Source organism: Microbacterium sp. HM-570 (assembly GCF_054165885.1).
The window spans coordinates 1,372,299-1,387,532 of the sequence record NZ_CM135111.1 but is presented as its reverse complement, the minus strand read 5'-3'; the positions used below and the strand labels follow the sequence as shown (position 1 = coordinate 1,387,532).

Sequence of the window (15,234 nt, the reverse complement as noted above, 5' to 3'; positions counted from 1 at the left end):
AAGGCCGAGAGGGGGTCAGTCATGCCGAAGATCGTGATCGTCGGCGGTGTCGCCGGGGGAATGAGCGCCGCCGCTCGCGCGCGGCGCCTCGACGAATCAGCCGACATCATCGTGCTCGAGCGCGGCCCCCACGTGTCGTTTGCGAACTGCGGACTGCCCTACTTCGTCGGCGGTGAGATCGTCGATTCCGCCGAGCTCCTCGTGCAGACCCCAGAGTCACTCCATGCGGCGCTCGCGCTGGATGTTCGTCCCGGGCACGACGTCATCGCCGTCGACACCGCCGCGAAGAACGTGACCGTGCAGACCGCGAACGGTCTCGAGGTCATCGACTACGACGCCCTCGTGCTCGCTCCGGGTGCGGCCGCGGTCATCCCCGAGATCCCCGGAATCACCTCGCCCCGGGTGCGGACGCTCCGCACCGTCGACGATGCCCTCGCGCTGCGGCAGACCATCACGGGGGGCGCTCGCCGTGCCGTCGTGCTGGGTGCCGGGTTCATTGGTGTCGAGGCCGCCGAAGCACTGGCCGCGAGCGCGCTCGAGGTGTCGATCGTGCAGAGCTCGGCGCATCCGCTCAGCCCTTTCGAGCCCGAACTGGCATGGCTGGTCTCGCAAGAACTGCGGGCGATCGGGATCGACCTGCGCGTCGGCACCGCTGCGACGGCGATCAAGCCGGGCGCCGAGCACGACATCGTCACGCTGGCGGATGGCTCACGCCTGCCCGCCGACATGATCGTGCTTTCCGTCGGAGTGCGCCCCGACACGGCCGTCTTCGAGCGGGCCGGAATCGCCTGTGAGCGCGGTGCGATCGTGGTGGACGACCACGGACGCACGAGCGTGCCCGGCGTGTGGGCCGTGGGAGACGCGACGCTGAGCGTCGACCCGATCACGGGCGCCCGCCATCCGGTCGCCCTCGCGGGGCCCGCCAACCGTGCCGGCCGGCTCGTGGCCGACGACATTCTGCGCCCGGCGACGGCGCGCGCGATTCCGCCCGCGCTCGGCACCGCGATCGTCCGCGCGGGGTCGCTGACCGCGGCGCTGACCGGAGCGAATCGCGCCGCTCTTCGGGCGAGTGGTACACCGCACACCACCCTGCACCTGCACGCCAATCAGCACGCCGGGTACTTCCCGGGCGCCAGTCAGATCCACCTGGTCGTGCACATCCATCCCGACAGTGGGCGGCTGCTCGGTGCGCAGGCGGTGGGTCTCGAGGGCGTCGACAAGAGAATCGATGTGCTGGCCACCGCGATCCGCGCGGGCATACGGGTCGACGAACTCATCGATCTCGACCTGGCTTACTCGCCGCCCTACGGACAGGCGAAGGATGCGGTCAACCTGACCGGCATGGTGGGCGAGAACGTGCTGAACGGAATGCTGTCGCTCTGGTACGCGGAAGATCTCGACGACGTCATGGCGACCTCGCTCGTGCTCGACGTGCGCCGCGACGACGAATGGGTTATGGGACACCTGCCCGGGGCGCTGCACATTCCCCACACCGAGCTGCGCGAACGCATCGATGAGGTGCGCGAGCGCGCGGCCGGGCGACCGGTGCGCGTCATGTGCGCCTCGGGCGTACGATCGGCGATCGCCCACCGCGTCGTGGCTCAGGCCGACATGGATTCCGCATCGCTCTCGGGTGGCATCCTGACCCTTCAGGCCTCGCTCGGCGCTCGCTCGCGCGACGTCCTCGCGGTCGACAACGTCGCCCGTTGATCTGACTTTTTCACGCCCCCGACTTTCGGAGATATGCCATGTGCTACGCGGTGACCTGTAAGAAGTGCGGCAAGACGACGTGGTCCGGCTGCGGCCAGCATGTCGACCAAGTGATGCGCTCGGTACCGCGGTCGAATCGGTGCGAGGGGCACGCGAACGAGCCGTCCTCCGGGTTGTTCGCGCGACTCTTCGGCCGCTGAGGTCGTCGCTGGGTCGAATCAGGCCAGGGTGAGAAAGAGCTTCTCGAGTTCGTCCGGCGTCATCGACTCGTCCTGCGGGTCGGCGATGCACGTGCGCATGGCCGACGCGACGATGGCGTAGCCGGCCCGGTCGAGGGCCTTCGACACCGCGGCCAGCTGGATCACGATGTCGCGGCAGTCGGCACCCGACTCGACCGCGTTCACGACGGCGGTCAGCTGACCCTGGGCGCGGTGAAGGCGGTTGACGATCTTGCGCTGCTGCGCGATCAGTTCGGTCTCACGGTCGTCCGTCGATTCGGATGTCGCGGGTGCGTTCACGGCGGGCCTCCCGGTGTCGCGCGCCGACGGCGTCGCGTGTTTCACGCCATTATCCCACGAAAACTGGATACCCCGCTGGGTATTCTTGACCGGAACCGAGACTAGAGTTGCGCCTTGTGCATCCGATCAGCATCCCGAGCCCTGACCCGGTCTTCTCCCAGTTCTCCCTCGGGCCGCTGACGATCCACACTTACGCGTTGTGCATCATCGCGGGAATCATCGCCGCGGTGCTCATCACGCAGCGCAGGCTCGGCAAACGCGGCGCCGAGCCGGGCACCGTCCTCGATGTCATCATCTGGGCCGTGCCGCTCGGTATTGTCGGGGCGCGTTTTTATCACGTGTTCACGCACGTCGGCGACTACTTCTACCCGGGCTCGAATTTCTGGGCGATCTTCGCGATCTGGGATGGCGGCAACGCCCTCTACGGGTCGCTGCTCGGCGGGGCGGTCGGTGCGTGGATCGGATGTCGCATCGCCGGCATCCGGCTGTGGTCGTTCGCTGACGCGCTCGCCCCCGCGATGTTGGTGGCGCAGGCGATCGGGCGCCTCGGCAACTGGTTCAACCATGAGCTGTTCGGCTTGCCGACCACCCTGCCGTGGGGCCTCGAGATCGAATCGTCGAACCCGAAGTTTCCCGAGGGGCTCGCCGAGGGCACGCTCTTTCACCCGCTGTTCCTCTACGAGATGATCTGGAACCTCGTCGGCGTCGCGATCATCTTGCTGCTCGAGCGACGCATCGCGCTGCGTTGGGGCAAGGCTTTCGCGGTTTACCTCATCTGGTACGGCCTCGGTCGCAGCTGGCTCGAAGCCATTCGCATTGATCCGACGAGCGATGGGCTCCTCGGCGTACCCGCCAACGTGTGGGCGTCGTTCGTGGCGATCGGCCTAGGCATCGCGCTGTTCATGATCCAGAGCATCCGTCATCCGGAGCCCGAGACGAGCATCTTCCGCGACGGTGCACAGCCACCGCGAGATGCCGCGGTCGAACCGGCAGTGGAGGATCGTGCATGATCGCGCGATTCGAAGAGCTCGACTGGCAAGAGACGCGGATGGGGGAGCTGACCCTCCGTCGCCGCACCGACAGCGAAACCGGCGAACTCATCTACGAGGTCAAGCTCGGCGATGAATATCTCATGTCGAGTCTGTTCACGGTCGCAGAGGAAGAGCTGGCGCGCCTCGGACTCGCGGCCACCGACGGCGACTCGCTCGCGATCCTGGTCGGCGGGCTCGGTCTGGGGTACACCGCCGTGACCGCGCTCGCGGACACTCGCGTCGCCCGCCTCGACGTGATCGATGCCCTCCCTGCGGTGATCGGATGGCACGAGCGACACCTTCTTCCGGTGTCGAATGCCCTCGTGGACGATCCCCGGACGACGCTCGTCCACGACGACTTCTTCGCGGTGATGCGGCGTCCCGCCGAGCCGGACGAGGCGCCGTACGATGCCATTCTGCTCGACGTCGACCACTCGCCCCGGCACACCCTCGACCAGAGTCATGCCGATTTGTACACCGCGGCGGGGCTCGGGCGTCTCGCCGATCGTCTGACCGAGCGGGGGATCTTCGCTCTGTGGTCGGACGATCCGCCCGACGCCGAATTTCAGGCGGTGCTCGCCTCGGTATTCGACGAAGCGCTGGCCCACGAGGTGACGTTCGACAACCGCCTGACGGGCGGTACCTCGTCGAACACCGTGTACGTCGCGCGGCGCCGGTCAATCTGACGCGTCGGACGCGGCACGGCAGAATGGGTCAGGATGGACGACCAGCCGATCGACGAGCTCCGGATGCTGCGGGCCCGGGCGTACGGCCCGGATCCCGACATCCACCACGACCCGTCGGCCCTGGCCCGTTTGCAGGACCTCGAACGTCTCGCTCGCGGACCCGAGATTGAGCAGCTGCCGCCGAAGCCTCCGCTGCCCGTGCCTACCGAGCCTGTTGTCGATGTCGAGCCGCTCATCTCGGCGGAGCCGTCCTCTGACGAGGTCGCGGATGACTTGGTTGCGGACTCGGTTGCGGATGACTCGGCTGCGTCAGAGCCGCTGGCCGGGCGAGTCGGGAAGTGGTCGAAGAAGCGCATCGCGATCACCTGGCTCGCGTCGCTGGCGGCGGCGATCCTCGTCACTGCCACCGTCACGGGCTTCGTTTCGCGGCGCATCCAGGCTGACCCGCGCGAGATCGCCGTGCTGGGTGTCGACGCCTTCGCCGAGTGGCCGGAATTCTTCGGGAACTTCACGGAGGACGGCGAGCGCGAGCCAGGCCTGCCTGAGGGTGCGATGGCGTTCCAGAGCTTCCACGGCCTGGCCCCCTTCCGTATGCCCAACGGGGGGTTCGCCGATGGAAGAGATCAGACCTGTCTGGCGGTCGTCGATCTGGCCGCGGTCGACAACGATTCCAGCTCCTTCAGCGGGGCGTACTTCGGTGGATGCGCCGCAGGCGCATTTGCCGCAACGGCCGAGATCGTTATCGCTTCCGGACAGAGCCTCCCCGACGAACTACTCGAGGCCTTCCCAGAAGGAACGGCCCTTCAGTTTGTGCTCGAGGGCGACGAGGTCGTCGTCCTGAGCGACGAGGACTGAGTACCTAGGCCTTCGGTGGCGGGTGGTGCGGAATCGGCCGTGGCGGTCGCGCACGCTCGGAGTTGATGATGGGCCCCGTTCGGGGCGACCTATCCGGCGAAGCCCCGCCGCGAATCGCGATCCGGCGGCCACTGATTGTGACCGGACGTAGACGAATCACGTAAGGTTTGCCGCCCGAGTTCACCGACGCGAGCCGCAGGACACCGGATGCCTCGATCTCGGCATCCGTTGCCGCATCCACGTCCGTTTCCAAGCGCGCAGCGCTACCACGAGCGACAACACTCCAGCGGTATTCGTCGTCCTCACCGTCGACCTCGATCGCGGCCTCGGGGTGCTCGGCGATGACGCTGAGCTTCGATCCCTCGGCCGAGCGGGCGTACAGCGCGCCGTCGTGCGCGAGGACATTGAGGGGAAAGACATCCGGCATCCCGTCCGCGCCCGTGACGGCGAGACGCCCGATAGCGGGATCGGCGAGCAGACGCCAGCATTCCGCCGGGCTCAGTCGTTGGAAGGCGTGTGCTCCCGACGCCCCGGGTCCACCATTCGATCGAGTCATCGCACGCGCCTCCGTTCGATCACTTCGATTCAACTCCGTTGACCCGCGCACCGCTAGGGGTCAACCCCCCGAATGAAGAAGTCGAGCGCGGCTAGGGTCATGGCCCATGACGGACGAATCGCGAGTGCCCGTGTCTCTCTCACTCGATGCCTGGTTGGATCGCCTCTCGCAGCGTGGCGGCGAGCCGGGCGGTGGGGCGGCCTCGGGCGTGATGATGGCGATCGGAGCCGCGCTGCTGCACATGGTCGCGGCATACACCCCCGACGACGAACGCGCGCAGCAGAGCGGCCAGCGCTCGATCGAACTGCGCGTGCAAGCACTTCAGACGGCGGAGGATGACGGGGTGCGCTCGGCCGCCCTGGGCGCGGCGCTCGCGGCCGAGTCTTCCCCAGAGCGGGACGAGCGGATCGTGGCGACGGGCACGGCCGGTGCCGAGTCATCCGCGACTCTGGTCGGGATCGGTGCCGCGCTCGTCGCCGAACTGCGCGTGCTCGCCGACCGCGGCAACTCGCACCTGATCGCGGATGTCGCGGTCGCGGCGGAGGCGATCGGCGCGGGCCTCGGTGGTGCGCTGACGAACCTGCACGCGTGTCTCACGTTGGCGAGGCGGCATTTGCCCGAGGGGCAGGCCGAGGTGCCGGGCGACTTCGACAGGATCGTGGCAGACGGTGCCGCCGCCCGCGCCGACGTCGCGCTTCTCGCCCGCGCGGTCGAGGAGCGCTAGCCGCTCAGCGCTCCGCGGCTGCCAAGTTGACCCGAAGTTCGTCCGCGTCCTGGCGCACGCCGTAAGCCGGGGTGTCTCGCTCGACACGCCAGCTGTCGGCGAGGGGGCCGATGTTGACCGTGTCGTATCCGAAAGCGTCATAGAGGTCGGTCACGAACTGCGCCGCCTCGGTCGAGTCGCTCGACGTGGCGAGAGCACGACGATTGGGCGTGCCACTCGGTGTGCCGGCGGTGAGGATCTCCGCCGCCCCGATGTGGTTGAACGCCTTGACGACCTTCGATTCCGGCAGATGCCGCTGCAGCATCTGCGATGTCGTGATCTGCTTCTCGTCGAGCTCGGCGATGTGGCCGTCCCGCTCCCAGTAGTAGTTGTTCGTGTCGAGCACGATCTTGCCCGCGAGCGGCGCTACCGGAATGGTTTCGAGCGCCTTCAGCGGCACGGTCACGATGATCCACTCGCCGGCCTCTGCGGCCTGCTCCGGCGTTCCGGCGCTCGCGCCGGAGCCGAGCGTGGCGACGAGATCGGTGAGGGTCTCGGGCCCGCGAGAGTTGCTGATCACGACCTCGTAGCCGCGATCGACCAGACCCTGTGCGAGTGCCGATCCGATGTTTCCTGCTCCGATGATTCCTACGCGTGTCATGTTGGTCAGAACGCTCGCGGACCTCTCGCGCATTCCCCGGCGCGACTCTCGGAATTACAGATGGCCGCCACATCCGAGGTGCCTCATCTAGAAGTGAGCGCGAAGGGTGATGCGGTGCCTCACGTATGGTGAGCGCGAGGCTTGCGGTTCATTTGGTTGTTTGGAGTCGACGGATCGACGTTTCTAAGGATGTCATGTCGAGGTGTCGGCTGGTGGTCATGGCTTCGGTTTTGGCTTGTGATAGCTCGATGAGTTGGAGCTGGATCTGGTTGATCCGGCGGGTCAGATCGGCGGGGTTGATCCCGGTGATCCGGGCCTGAACGACGTCGGCTTGCTCGGCGGTGAGGACCCCAGAATCGCGCACTCGCTGCCAGGGTGTCTTCGGTGCGTCGTAGAGGCGTGTGCGGCGCCCGCTGGCCGCGGTGGCGTATGCGGTGGGCTTCTTCGTCGGGGTGAAGAAATTCAACCGTAGTGAGACGAGCCGCCAGAGCTCGTTCAGCAGCGCGAGCTCGTCCGGGGTGTCGTAGCGCCAATGGAACGCGTGTTTGCGGACGACGTGGTTGTTCTTCGACTCGACGGTCGCTTGGTCGTTTTTCTTGTAAGGGCGGGACCGGGTCTGGGCGATGTCACGGGCTTGGAGCCAGTCCGCGACATCATGGTTGATGAACTCCGATCCGTTGTCCGAGTCGAACACGCGCAGCTCGAATGGGAACATGTTCTGCAGATCGCCGACAGCGCCGACGATCCACTTGGCCGCGTTGTTGCGGATCGAGGCGTTCTCGGTCCACCCGGTGGCGATGTCGGTCATCGTCAACGTGCGTGCGAACTCGCCGACGAACGTGGGTCCGCAATGCGCGACGGTGTCCGCCTCGATCACCCCGGGTGCCGTGACCGGGGCATCCCCGACCTTCGACAACCCGATCGAGTTGCGCAGCAGCGGTGACGGGATCGTCGTAGAGATCCCCCGCAACTGCATCGCCCGACGTGCCGGGCTCAGATACCGGTCGATCGTTGCCGGACTCATTGTCTGAAGCTCGACGATCGTCTGCGGTGTCACGAATGGCTTGTCGAGGTCGCCGGCAGCGTGCAGCAGCGGCATCCACAGCTCCAGCATCACCACGAGGTACTTCCCGCACGGCATGCCCATCAGCGCCCACACATGCTCCAGCAGCCGCCTCGAATCATCGCTATACGTCTTGGCCCGCAACTGGCGTCTATCGACCTGCTTCGCCGGATCCGGCAGCACCGGCCCCGTCAGCATCCGCCGCGCCGTTGATCGGCCCATCCCCGTCGTGCTCATCACCTCGTCAAGGATCCGGGCCTTGTCGTGCTTCGATGCTTTCCGGTACGCGTCACGGAGTTTGTTCGTCACCTGTCGCCTCGCGGCCATCTCAATCTTGCCTTCCACACAGGCAAGCTTCGCGCTCAAAGTATGTGAGGCACCAACACACCCCACGCGCTCAAAGAAACTGAGGCACGTCGACATCTGGCGCTCGATGCACCAGGCGCCTAGCCTGGGCGCATGGATTACGTCATCATTCTGGCGGTCACCCTCCTGGTCCTTGCGGCATTCGCCGTGTGGGCGGCGGCGCATTGGTATCGCACGAGGCGAACTGGCCACGACGACCTGCTGCGGGTTGGCGATGAGCCAGACGTGACACCCGCAGAAGCGTCACGTCGCGCCGAAGGCGAGGCCGCCTGGACGCGCATCAGCGGCGGACTCTGACTGTCAAGAGTCACCGGCAGGGCACTCTTGTGGGCCAGGATGTCAGCATGCTCTCCATTCCCGAAGTAACCCTCAACGACGGTCACCGCTTCGCCGAGCTCGGCCTCGGCACATACGGGCTGCGTGCCGAAGAAGGCATCCAGTCCGTCGCCGCGGCGATCGATTCCGGGTACCGGTTGCTCGACACCGCCCTCAATTACGAAAACGAGTCCGAGGTCGGCGAGGGGATCCGCCGCAGCGGAGTCGACCGCGATGAGCTGATTGTGACGACCAAGCTTCCCGGGCGCGACCACGGCTACCACGAGACGATCGCGAGCGCCCAGGCCTCGCTGGCGGCCCTGGGACTCGACCGCATCGACGTGTATCTGATCCACTGGCCCAACCCGCGCGTCAATAAGTATGTCGATACGTGGAAGGCCATGATCCACCTCCGCGACGAGGGTGTGCTGCGCTCGATCGGCGTCTCGAATTTCACGATCGGGATGCTTGATCGTCTCGCCGACGAGACGGGTGTCGTGCCGGCGGTCAACCAGGTCGAGCTGCATCCGTACTTCCCGCAGGCGGAGTTGCGCGCCTATCACGCCGCCCACGGCATCCGCACCGAGAGCTGGAGCCCGCTCGCCAAGCGCAGCGAACTGCTGAACGAGTCGATCGTGCAGGAACTCGCGGAGGTGCACCGCGTCACGCCGTCGCAGATCGTGTTGCGTTGGCACGTCGAGCTCGCGAGCACCCCGATCCCGAAGTCGGCGGACCCCGACCGTCAGCGTGAGAATGCCGACGTGTTCGGCTTCTCGCTTGACGCCGAGGACGTCGCCGCGATCTCGGCTCTCGAGCGAGGTCGGCTCTGGGGTGGAGACCCCGAGATGCACGAGGAGTTCTAGGGAGGCTCGGGATGTCTCAGCAGAACTGGTCGGGAAACATCCGCTTTCGCGCGCGTGCCATCGAGTCGCCGACGGATCTCGAGCAGCTCCGGCGGATCGTGACGGGCAACGCCCGCGTGCGAGCTCTCGGCTCCCGGCACTCCTTCAACGACATCGCCGACACCGAGGGGGTTCTCATCGATCTGACCCGCCTGGAAGCGCCGTTCGAGATCGACGTGGACTCCCGCTCCGCGTGGGTGCCCGCCGCGGCCCGCTATGCCGAGATCGCCTCGGCGGTCGAGGATCAGGGGTTGGCGCTGCGCAACATGGGATCGCTGCCGCACATCTCGATCGGCGGGGCGATCGCGACCGGGACGCACGGATCGGGCGATGGCAACCGGATCCTCGGCGCATCCGTCACCGGTTTGGAGATCGTTCGCGCAGACGGGCGCTTCGACGTCCTCGAGCGCGAGGATCCGCGCTTCGCCGGATCGGTCGTGGGTCTGGGTGCGCTCGGCATCACCACGCGCGTGCGCCTGGAGCTCGTGCCCTCCTTCGACGTGCGGCAGGACATCTTCCTGAACGCGCCGTGGGACGAGGCGCTCGCCGGGTTCGACGCCCTGATGGCGTCCGGATACAGCGTGAGCCTCTTCGTCGCGGACTGGGGGACCGACGTCGTCGATCAGGTCTGGATCAAGTCGGCGGTCGATGCGACAAGCGCCGAGCCGGCGCTTCCCGCCGGGGTCACCGCCGAGCGGGCGACCCGACAGATCGGCCCCATCGCATCTGGTCCCACCGACTCCGTGACACCTCAGCTGGGTGAACCCGGGCGCTGGCTCGACCGCCTACCGCATTTTCGCCGCGACGCCCCGCCGAGCAACGCGGGCGACGAGCTGCAATCCGAGTTCTTCGTGGCGCGAGAGGATGCCCCAGCGGCGCTCTCGGTGCTGCGAACGCTGGCAGCGAGCATCTCGCCGGTGCTGCTCGTCTCCGAGGTTCGGAGCATCGCCGCGGACGATCTGTGGTTGAGCGGAGCCTACGGTCGCGACACGATCGCGTTGCACTTCACCTGGCGGAACGATCCGGATGGCGTCGCGGCGCTGCTGCCGACCATCGAGACCGCGCTCGCCCCCTTCGACGCGCGCCCGCACTGGGGAAAGCTCTCGGCCACGGGCGGCGGCGCATCCGTCGATCGCTATCCGCGCGGTGGGGACTTCCGTGCGCTCGTCGCAGCAGAAGACCCCGAGGGTCGGTTCTCGAACGAGTACCTGCAGCGCGCGCTCGATTCCTGAGCGGGGCCGCGTTCGGAGACTCGCGTCAGAGCTGGATGCCGTGGTTTTCGTCGTTCACGCCGGCGTTCCGCCCGCGCCACGACTCGTACGCGATGAGCCAGCCGAGAGACACGGCGACGCCGATGATGAGCCCCAGCCAGACGTTCGAGAGGCCGAATCCCACGAGAGCTCCCGCGATGAGCAGACCGATGGTTCCGAGCAGCCACTGCACCCGGCCGCGCGGCCAACGCTTCTGTCCTGACATGCCCCCAGCCTAGGGGGAGGCGCTCCTCAGCGCGCCCGGTGGTCTTCGGGGTGCAAGCGTGGACCTCGGCGCTCTTCCCGCGCCCCGCTCATGCGGATGAGTCGGATGGCCCGCTGGCGCTGCCCGGCCCACGGCTCGAGCAGTTCGAGCATTCCGTCATCGTCCACGCGGTGCCCCGTGAGCGCGTAACCGACCTCGTGGGCCAAGTGATAGTCGCCGACGCTCACGGCATCGGGATCCCCGAACGCCCGGATGCGTGTCTCGGCCGCCGTCCACAGGCCCACGCCGCGCATGTTCGTGAGCACACGGTCGCGATCAGGGCCGTCGCTGGCGCGCTCCGCCGCCGCCACGAGCGAGCGGCCGACACGAGCCGCGCCGACGATCGTGCGCGCCTGCGGCGGCTCGAGACCCGCTCGATGCCACGACCACGAGGGGATGCTCCGCCATCCTTCGATCGTCGGCGGGGCATGCAGGGGCACCGGCGTGGGTCCCGGTGCAAGCTCGCCGTGCCAACGCACGAGGCGACGCCACGCGGCGAACGCCTGCATCCCGGTCACCTTCTGCTCGATGATCGCGCCCGCGAGCGCATCGAAGACGAGATCCGTGCGCCCGAGTCGGAGCCCGACGCTGCGGCGATGGATATCGCGGAGCAGAGAATGTCCGCGGGGGTCGAAGGCGTCCGGATCGTCGGAAGCGCCGCACAGGTCGGGAACCTGCGCGAGCGCCCAGCCCGCTCCGGCCCCCCACGCGGCGGCGCGAACAGCACCCGAGGCATCCTGTCGCAGCGCTACCGTCGCGGTGCCCTCGGGGGTGCGGCTCGCACGCCAGATCACCGGACCGTCTTGCAGAATCGTGGGATCGCCGCTACCGCGCCGCTGGAACATGACGACCTGGGTCAGGTTGAGCGGGTGCGAAGGGCGATAGACGGTCTCGATCGGTCGATCGAAGACGCGTCCCGGTGCGCTCACCGACGTGCCCATCGTCGTGGCCACCGTCGTCCTGGCCCCCGTTGTCGTGGCCGCCGTTGTCATCGCCCCACCATACGGCGCCCGTCCGACACCGGCGCCAGGGTGGATCGAATCAGAAGCGGTCGGGCGAGGGCGTGCCGTGGCCGTAGCGGATCGAGACATCCGCGTGCCGGTCGAACCGGTAGCCGACGCCGCGCACCGTGCGCACGATGTCTTCGTAGCGCCCGAGCTTGGCGCGCAGTCGCCGCACGTGCACGTCGATGGTGCGCTCGCCGGGGGAGTCGTCATCGGTGGCTGACCACAGCGACGACACCAGCTCGGTGCGCTCGATCGTGCGCCCCTCGCGGAGCACGAGATACTGCAGCAGTTCGAACTCCTTGTAGGTGAACGCCGCGGACTCGCCGTCGAGCAGTACCTTCTTGCGCGAGATGTCGACGACGACGCCGACGGATGCCGCCTCGGTTTCGTCCGAGTCGCGTCGGCTGCGTGCGACCGCGGACGGCTCGTGCAGGGCCAGGCGCACCAGATCGACATCACGTCCCCCCGCGTCGGTGGGCGCGAGCGCGACGGTTGCGTAGGTCTCGGCGTCGGGGGCCAGATCGGCGAGGGTGCGGCGGAGGGCTTCGACGAGGGTTCCGAGGCTCACGCCCGCCGCGGCGGCCTTCTGCTCATCGAGACCGACGTACAGGGCGAAGCCGCGCGGTGCGCTTCGCGGAGCGGCGGCGCGGGCCGGCGGCGCGGCGGGGGTGCTCGGCGTCGGAAGGGATTCGACTGGCCGCAGGTGGGCGGGTCGGGAAAGCGGAGCTTCGAGAAGGGCGGTGTTCGACATGATGAGGTCTTCTTCCGGGAGGGAACCCTGCGGGTTCTCCGAGGTACGGCGGTGTGTCGGCCGGTGGCCGGGTGAGGGGTGTCCGAAAGTCCCGACTTCTGCGGGGGCGGCACCCGGGGCCGACGCGGCCGCATCGGCGGCGACGTGATGGCCCGGCTGGGTCACGAGATCAGCGACACATTCGACAACACAGGGCAACGCGACCGGCGCTCATCATGCCGGCACTCCGGTTCGCCTCCCAGGCGGACACAGGGCGTGCGTTGTCACTCATGCCGCCGATTATCTCCGAGATCCTGGGGATGTGTCAAACTGCGCGCACATCGCAGGTTTACCGGTGCTCACCTTCTCATTCTGCTCAGTCGGCACCGAAGCGCTCGGCGAGCCAGGCGACCTGCCGCAGCCACTGGTGGTGGCCACCGCCTTCGTGGCCGTTGTACTCGTACACCTCAATGCTCTTGTCGGTGGACGACAGGGCGTTGTAGGCGGCGAAGACGCTCGCCGGGAGGACGATCTCGTCCATGAGCGCCACCGAGAACAGTGCCGGCGCGGTGATCCGCCGCGCGAGGATCGCGCCGTCGAAGTGGGAGAGCGTGTGCAGGGCCGCCGCAGCCGCGTCACGGTTCACAGAGAGGTACCTGGTGATCTCGGTGAAGGGGGCGCTGGGTGTGCGGGTGATCGAGCGGGGAAAGTCGCAGAGAAACGGCACGTCGGGCATGGCCGCGGCCACCAGAGGAGAGAGCGCTGCGGCCGCGATAGCGGTGCCCCCGCCCTGGCTACCTCCGGTCACGGCGATGCGGTCGCGGTCGACGCCGTCGAACTCCGCGACCGTCTCGACGAGACGCACCGCGTCGGTGAACATGCGTCGGTAGTAGTACTGCGATGGGTCGTGGATGCCTCGGGTCATCACTCCCTGGGCCGCAGGCCCGGATCCGTGCGGGTCGGGGGTGTCGCCGCCCGAGCCCCAGTTGCCGCCCTGGCCGCGGGTGTCCATCAGAACGTGGATATAACCACAGGCTGCCCACTTCAGATGCTCGCCCGGCAGCCCCCGCCCGCCGCCGTAGCCGAGGTACTCGATGACCGCCGGACGGGGCTCGTTCGATCGCGGGCGCGAGATCCACGCGCGGATGGGGTCGCCGGCGAAACCAGAGAACTCCATGTCCTCGATCACGATCTCGGAGATGGGGGTGTGCGCCGGTGTGATGACGGGAGCGGATGCCGCGGCCCGCGCGTGATCGAGCGTCTCGGTCCAGAAGGCATCGAGGCCTTCGGGCACGGCGAGTTCCGGGCTGTAGGTCCGTAGCTCGTTCAGGGGTAGGTCGGTGAACGTGAGCGCCATCGATTCCTCGTTCGGTGCAGGCAGATGTGTCCCCAACCTTAAGGGGCGTCGGCGCGAACACCGCCCGATAAGTTGTGCCAAACGCCAAAAGGTCTTGCTTTTGTTCGAGGGTGCGGCATAGAGTGCCTGTCGAAGCGCTTCCGCGAAGCGCTTCGACATCGCACCCCGCTCGACAATCCCTCAGCTTTGACAATGGAGTCCGCATGGCGAAGATCAACGAGGTGGCGAAGGCTGCCGGCGTCTCGATCAGCACCGTGTCGTACGCGCTGAGCGGCAAGCGGCCCGTTTCACCCGAAACGCGTCGACGCATCGAGGACGTGGCACGTGAACTCGGCTACGAACCGAACGCGGGTGCTCGGATGCTCGCTGGCAGCCGCACACACATCTTCGCCCTCACCGAGCCGCTGCGCGTCGACACACACGCGCCGACCCACATGGCGTTCGTGCTCGCGACCGCCGTCGCGGCGCGCCGACAGGGCTACGACATCCTGCTCCTGACCGACGAGCAGGCCTCCGCCGGCATGCGAAGGGTCGCCGCAAGCGACCTGGCGGACGCCGTGTTGGTGCTCGATGTTGCTCCCGATGATGAGCGAGTCTCGATAGCGCGCTCGATTGCGATCCCCACGATCTTCATCGGCATTCCGAACGACCATGAGGGCCTGGTGTGCGTCGACCTGGACTTCGAGGCCGCGGCACGGATGGCCGTGGACCGCCTGGCCGATGCCGGTCACCGGCGCGTGGCGATGATCGGCCAGCCGGCGGTCGCGTACCGGCGCTCCAACTTCCCTCCTCGCGTTCGCGCCGCGTACGAAGAGCACGCGCTCGCGCGGGGCTTGGCGCACTCCTTCGGTGTGAGCGGCGAAACCCAGATGGAGGCCGGTGCCGTCCGGGCCGAGCTTGCGGCAGCCCTCGACGCGGGGGCGACCGCGCTCTTGCTGCACGGTGCGGACGACATGCACGTCGTCGTCCTGACCGAGCTCGCGGCACGCGGAATCGACGTGGGGCGCGACATCTCCCTTCTCTCCGTCGCCGCATCATTCGACATGGCCCTGCTGCCGACGCCGCTCGACACGATCCCGCTCGTACCGCAGGCGTCCTGCGAACGTGCCGTCGAACTGGCCGTGCAGGCCCTCGGCCAGGAGCGTCTGCCACCGGCGGTCCATCTCATCGATCCGATCTACATCTCCGCCGGTACCGTCACGGCGCCCGCCCCGATCGCCGAGCCGGCGTAATGCGAAGGCGACAGCGGGCGACCATGA

The 15,234-nt window shown here is 67.6% G+C and carries 17 protein-coding genes; 9 read left to right on the top strand and 8 right to left on the bottom strand.

The features are described 5' to 3' along the window. The first annotated feature begins 21 nt into the window (after nt 1-21). On the top strand, nt 22-1,710 hold the full coding sequence (locus ACT9TC_RS06555) for an FAD-dependent oxidoreductase (RefSeq protein WP_458042579.1): 1,689 nt from the start codon (nt 22-24) through the stop codon (nt 1,708-1,710). Nucleotides 1,711-1,928: 218 nt separating this feature from the next. Here the strand turns inward: ACT9TC_RS06555 and ACT9TC_RS06550 are convergent, their stop codons facing one another. Then, entirely contained in the window at nt 1,929-2,180 is a 252-nt protein-coding gene (locus ACT9TC_RS06550) for a metal-sensitive transcriptional regulator (RefSeq protein WP_458042886.1), read from the bottom strand. 164 nt (nt 2,181-2,344) lie between these two features. Here ACT9TC_RS06550 and lgt point away from each other — a divergent pair, with 164 nt between their 5' ends. Genes lgt through ACT9TC_RS06535 form a run of 3 tightly spaced genes read left to right on the top strand, consistent with a single transcriptional unit; the run spans nt 2,345 to nt 4,800 of the window. Beyond that, nucleotides 2,345-3,238, top strand: a complete 894-nt coding sequence (lgt, locus tag ACT9TC_RS06545) for a prolipoprotein diacylglyceryl transferase (protein WP_458042578.1) — start codon at nt 2,345-2,347, stop codon at nt 3,236-3,238. Then, nucleotides 3,235-3,945, top strand: a complete 711-nt coding sequence (locus ACT9TC_RS06540) for a spermidine synthase (RefSeq protein WP_458042577.1) — start codon at nt 3,235-3,237, stop codon at nt 3,943-3,945. Before lgt ends, ACT9TC_RS06540 begins: the two co-directional genes overlap by 4 nt. Before the next feature lie 33 nt (nt 3,946-3,978). Beyond that, nucleotides 3,979-4,800: a hypothetical protein gene (locus tag ACT9TC_RS06535; RefSeq protein ID WP_458042576.1), complete on the top strand. Its 822-nt coding sequence runs from the start codon at nt 3,979-3,981 to the stop codon at nt 4,798-4,800. 4 nt (nt 4,801-4,804) lie between these two features. On the opposite strand, the gene ACT9TC_RS06530 is transcribed toward ACT9TC_RS06535, so the two are convergent. Then, nucleotides 4,805-5,356, bottom strand: coding sequence for a pyridoxamine 5'-phosphate oxidase family protein (locus ACT9TC_RS06530; RefSeq protein ID WP_458042575.1), 552 nt, complete (start codon nt 5,354-5,356; stop codon nt 4,805-4,807). Nucleotides 5,357-5,462: 106 nt separating this feature from the next. Here ACT9TC_RS06530 and ACT9TC_RS06525 point away from each other — a divergent pair, with 106 nt between their 5' ends. Then, nucleotides 5,463-6,080 (top strand): cyclodeaminase/cyclohydrolase family protein, encoded by a 618-nt coding sequence (locus ACT9TC_RS06525; protein WP_458042574.1) that lies wholly within the window; start codon nt 5,463-5,465, stop codon nt 6,078-6,080. A gap of 4 nt (nt 6,081-6,084) precedes the next feature. Here the strand turns inward: ACT9TC_RS06525 and ACT9TC_RS06520 are convergent, their stop codons facing one another. Both ACT9TC_RS06520 and ACT9TC_RS06515 read right to left on the bottom strand, forming a co-directional pair. After that, nucleotides 6,085-6,720, bottom strand: coding sequence for an NADPH-dependent F420 reductase (locus ACT9TC_RS06520; RefSeq protein ID WP_458042573.1), 636 nt, complete (start codon nt 6,718-6,720; stop codon nt 6,085-6,087). Nucleotides 6,721-6,868: 148 nt separating this feature from the next. Further along, the gene (locus tag ACT9TC_RS06515) at nt 6,869-8,092 is read right to left on the bottom strand and encodes an integrase catalytic domain-containing protein (RefSeq protein WP_458040749.1); all 1,224 of its coding nucleotides are present in this window, start codon (nt 8,090-8,092) and stop codon (nt 6,869-6,871) included. A gap of 150 nt (nt 8,093-8,242) precedes the next feature. Here ACT9TC_RS06515 and ACT9TC_RS06510 point away from each other — a divergent pair, with 150 nt between their 5' ends. The 3 genes from ACT9TC_RS06510 to ACT9TC_RS06500 are packed head-to-tail and all read left to right on the top strand — an operon-like array spanning nt 8,243 to nt 10,598. Further along, nucleotides 8,243-8,446, top strand: a complete 204-nt coding sequence (locus ACT9TC_RS06510) for a hypothetical protein (RefSeq protein ID WP_458042572.1) — start codon at nt 8,243-8,245, stop codon at nt 8,444-8,446. A 47-nt stretch (nt 8,447-8,493) separates the two neighbouring features. Beyond that, a complete protein-coding gene (locus ACT9TC_RS06505; protein ID WP_458042571.1) occupies nt 8,494-9,327 on the top strand; it encodes an aldo/keto reductase in 834 nt (277 codons plus the stop codon). A gap of 11 nt (nt 9,328-9,338) precedes the next feature. Beyond that, nucleotides 9,339-10,598: an FAD-binding protein gene (locus tag ACT9TC_RS06500; RefSeq protein WP_458042570.1), complete on the top strand. Its 1,260-nt coding sequence runs from the start codon at nt 9,339-9,341 to the stop codon at nt 10,596-10,598. A gap of 25 nt (nt 10,599-10,623) precedes the next feature. Here ACT9TC_RS06500 and ACT9TC_RS06495 read toward each other — a convergent pair whose 3' ends face one another. The 4 genes from ACT9TC_RS06495 to ACT9TC_RS06480 all read right to left on the bottom strand — a co-directional run bounded on the left by ACT9TC_RS06495 (nt 10,624) and on the right by ACT9TC_RS06480 (nt 13,975). Continuing rightward, nucleotides 10,624-10,842, bottom strand: coding sequence for a hypothetical protein (locus tag ACT9TC_RS06495; RefSeq protein ID WP_458042569.1), 219 nt, complete (start codon nt 10,840-10,842; stop codon nt 10,624-10,626). A 26-nt stretch (nt 10,843-10,868) separates the two neighbouring features. Beyond that, on the bottom strand, nt 10,869-11,822 hold the full coding sequence (locus tag ACT9TC_RS06490) for a DNA-3-methyladenine glycosylase family protein (RefSeq protein WP_458042885.1): 954 nt from the start codon (nt 11,820-11,822) through the stop codon (nt 10,869-10,871). 100 nt (nt 11,823-11,922) lie between these two features. Beyond that, nucleotides 11,923-12,639 carry a winged helix-turn-helix domain-containing protein gene (locus ACT9TC_RS06485; protein ID WP_458042568.1) on the bottom strand — a complete coding sequence of 239 codons (717 nt, stop codon included), beginning with the start codon at nt 12,637-12,639 and terminating at the stop codon, nt 11,923-11,925. Between the two features lie 355 nt (nt 12,640-12,994). Further along, a complete protein-coding gene (locus ACT9TC_RS06480) occupies nt 12,995-13,975 on the bottom strand; it encodes an acetylxylan esterase (RefSeq protein WP_458042567.1) in 981 nt (326 codons plus the stop codon). A gap of 203 nt (nt 13,976-14,178) precedes the next feature. On the opposite strand from ACT9TC_RS06480, the gene ACT9TC_RS06475 reads away from it, so the two are divergent. Next, nucleotides 14,179-15,207: a LacI family DNA-binding transcriptional regulator gene (locus ACT9TC_RS06475; protein ID WP_458042566.1), complete on the top strand. Its 1,029-nt coding sequence runs from the start codon at nt 14,179-14,181 to the stop codon at nt 15,205-15,207. Nucleotides 15,208-15,234: the final 27 nt, after the last annotated feature.

Excerpts from the sequence above, each read along its gene's own strand:
- ACT9TC_RS06555 (WP_458042579.1), top strand. The coding sequence starts at position 22 with ATGCCGAAGATCGTGATCGTCGGCGGTGTCGCCGGGGGAATGAGCGCC.
- ACT9TC_RS06505 (WP_458042571.1), top strand. The coding sequence starts at position 8,494 with ATGCTCTCCATTCCCGAAGTAACCCTCAACGACGGTCACCGCTTCGCC.
- ACT9TC_RS06520 (WP_458042573.1), bottom strand. The coding sequence starts at position 6,720 with ATGACACGCGTAGGAATCATCGGAGCAGGAAACATCGGATCGGCACTC.
- ACT9TC_RS06480 (WP_458042567.1), bottom strand. The coding sequence starts at position 13,975 with ATGGCGCTCACGTTCACCGACCTACCCCTGAACGAGCTACGGACCTAC.
- ACT9TC_RS06485 (WP_458042568.1), bottom strand. The coding sequence starts at position 12,639 with ATGTCGAACACCGCCCTTCTCGAAGCTCCGCTTTCCCGACCCGCCCAC.
- ACT9TC_RS06495 (WP_458042569.1), bottom strand. The coding sequence starts at position 10,842 with ATGTCAGGACAGAAGCGTTGGCCGCGCGGCCGGGTGCAGTGGCTGCTC.
- ACT9TC_RS06510 (WP_458042572.1), top strand. The coding sequence starts at position 8,243 with ATGGATTACGTCATCATTCTGGCGGTCACCCTCCTGGTCCTTGCGGCA.
- ACT9TC_RS06500 (WP_458042570.1), top strand. The coding sequence starts at position 9,339 with ATGTCTCAGCAGAACTGGTCGGGAAACATCCGCTTTCGCGCGCGTGCC.
- ACT9TC_RS06535 (WP_458042576.1), top strand. The coding sequence starts at position 3,979 with ATGGACGACCAGCCGATCGACGAGCTCCGGATGCTGCGGGCCCGGGCG.
- ACT9TC_RS06530 (WP_458042575.1), bottom strand. The coding sequence starts at position 5,356 with ATGACTCGATCGAATGGTGGACCCGGGGCGTCGGGAGCACACGCCTTC.
- ACT9TC_RS06540 (WP_458042577.1), top strand. The coding sequence starts at position 3,235 with ATGATCGCGCGATTCGAAGAGCTCGACTGGCAAGAGACGCGGATGGGG.
- ACT9TC_RS06475 (WP_458042566.1), top strand. The coding sequence starts at position 14,179 with ATGGCGAAGATCAACGAGGTGGCGAAGGCTGCCGGCGTCTCGATCAGC.
- ACT9TC_RS06525 (WP_458042574.1), top strand. The coding sequence starts at position 5,463 with ATGACGGACGAATCGCGAGTGCCCGTGTCTCTCTCACTCGATGCCTGG.
- ACT9TC_RS06490 (WP_458042885.1), bottom strand. The coding sequence starts at position 11,822 with ATGGGCACGTCGGTGAGCGCACCGGGACGCGTCTTCGATCGACCGATC.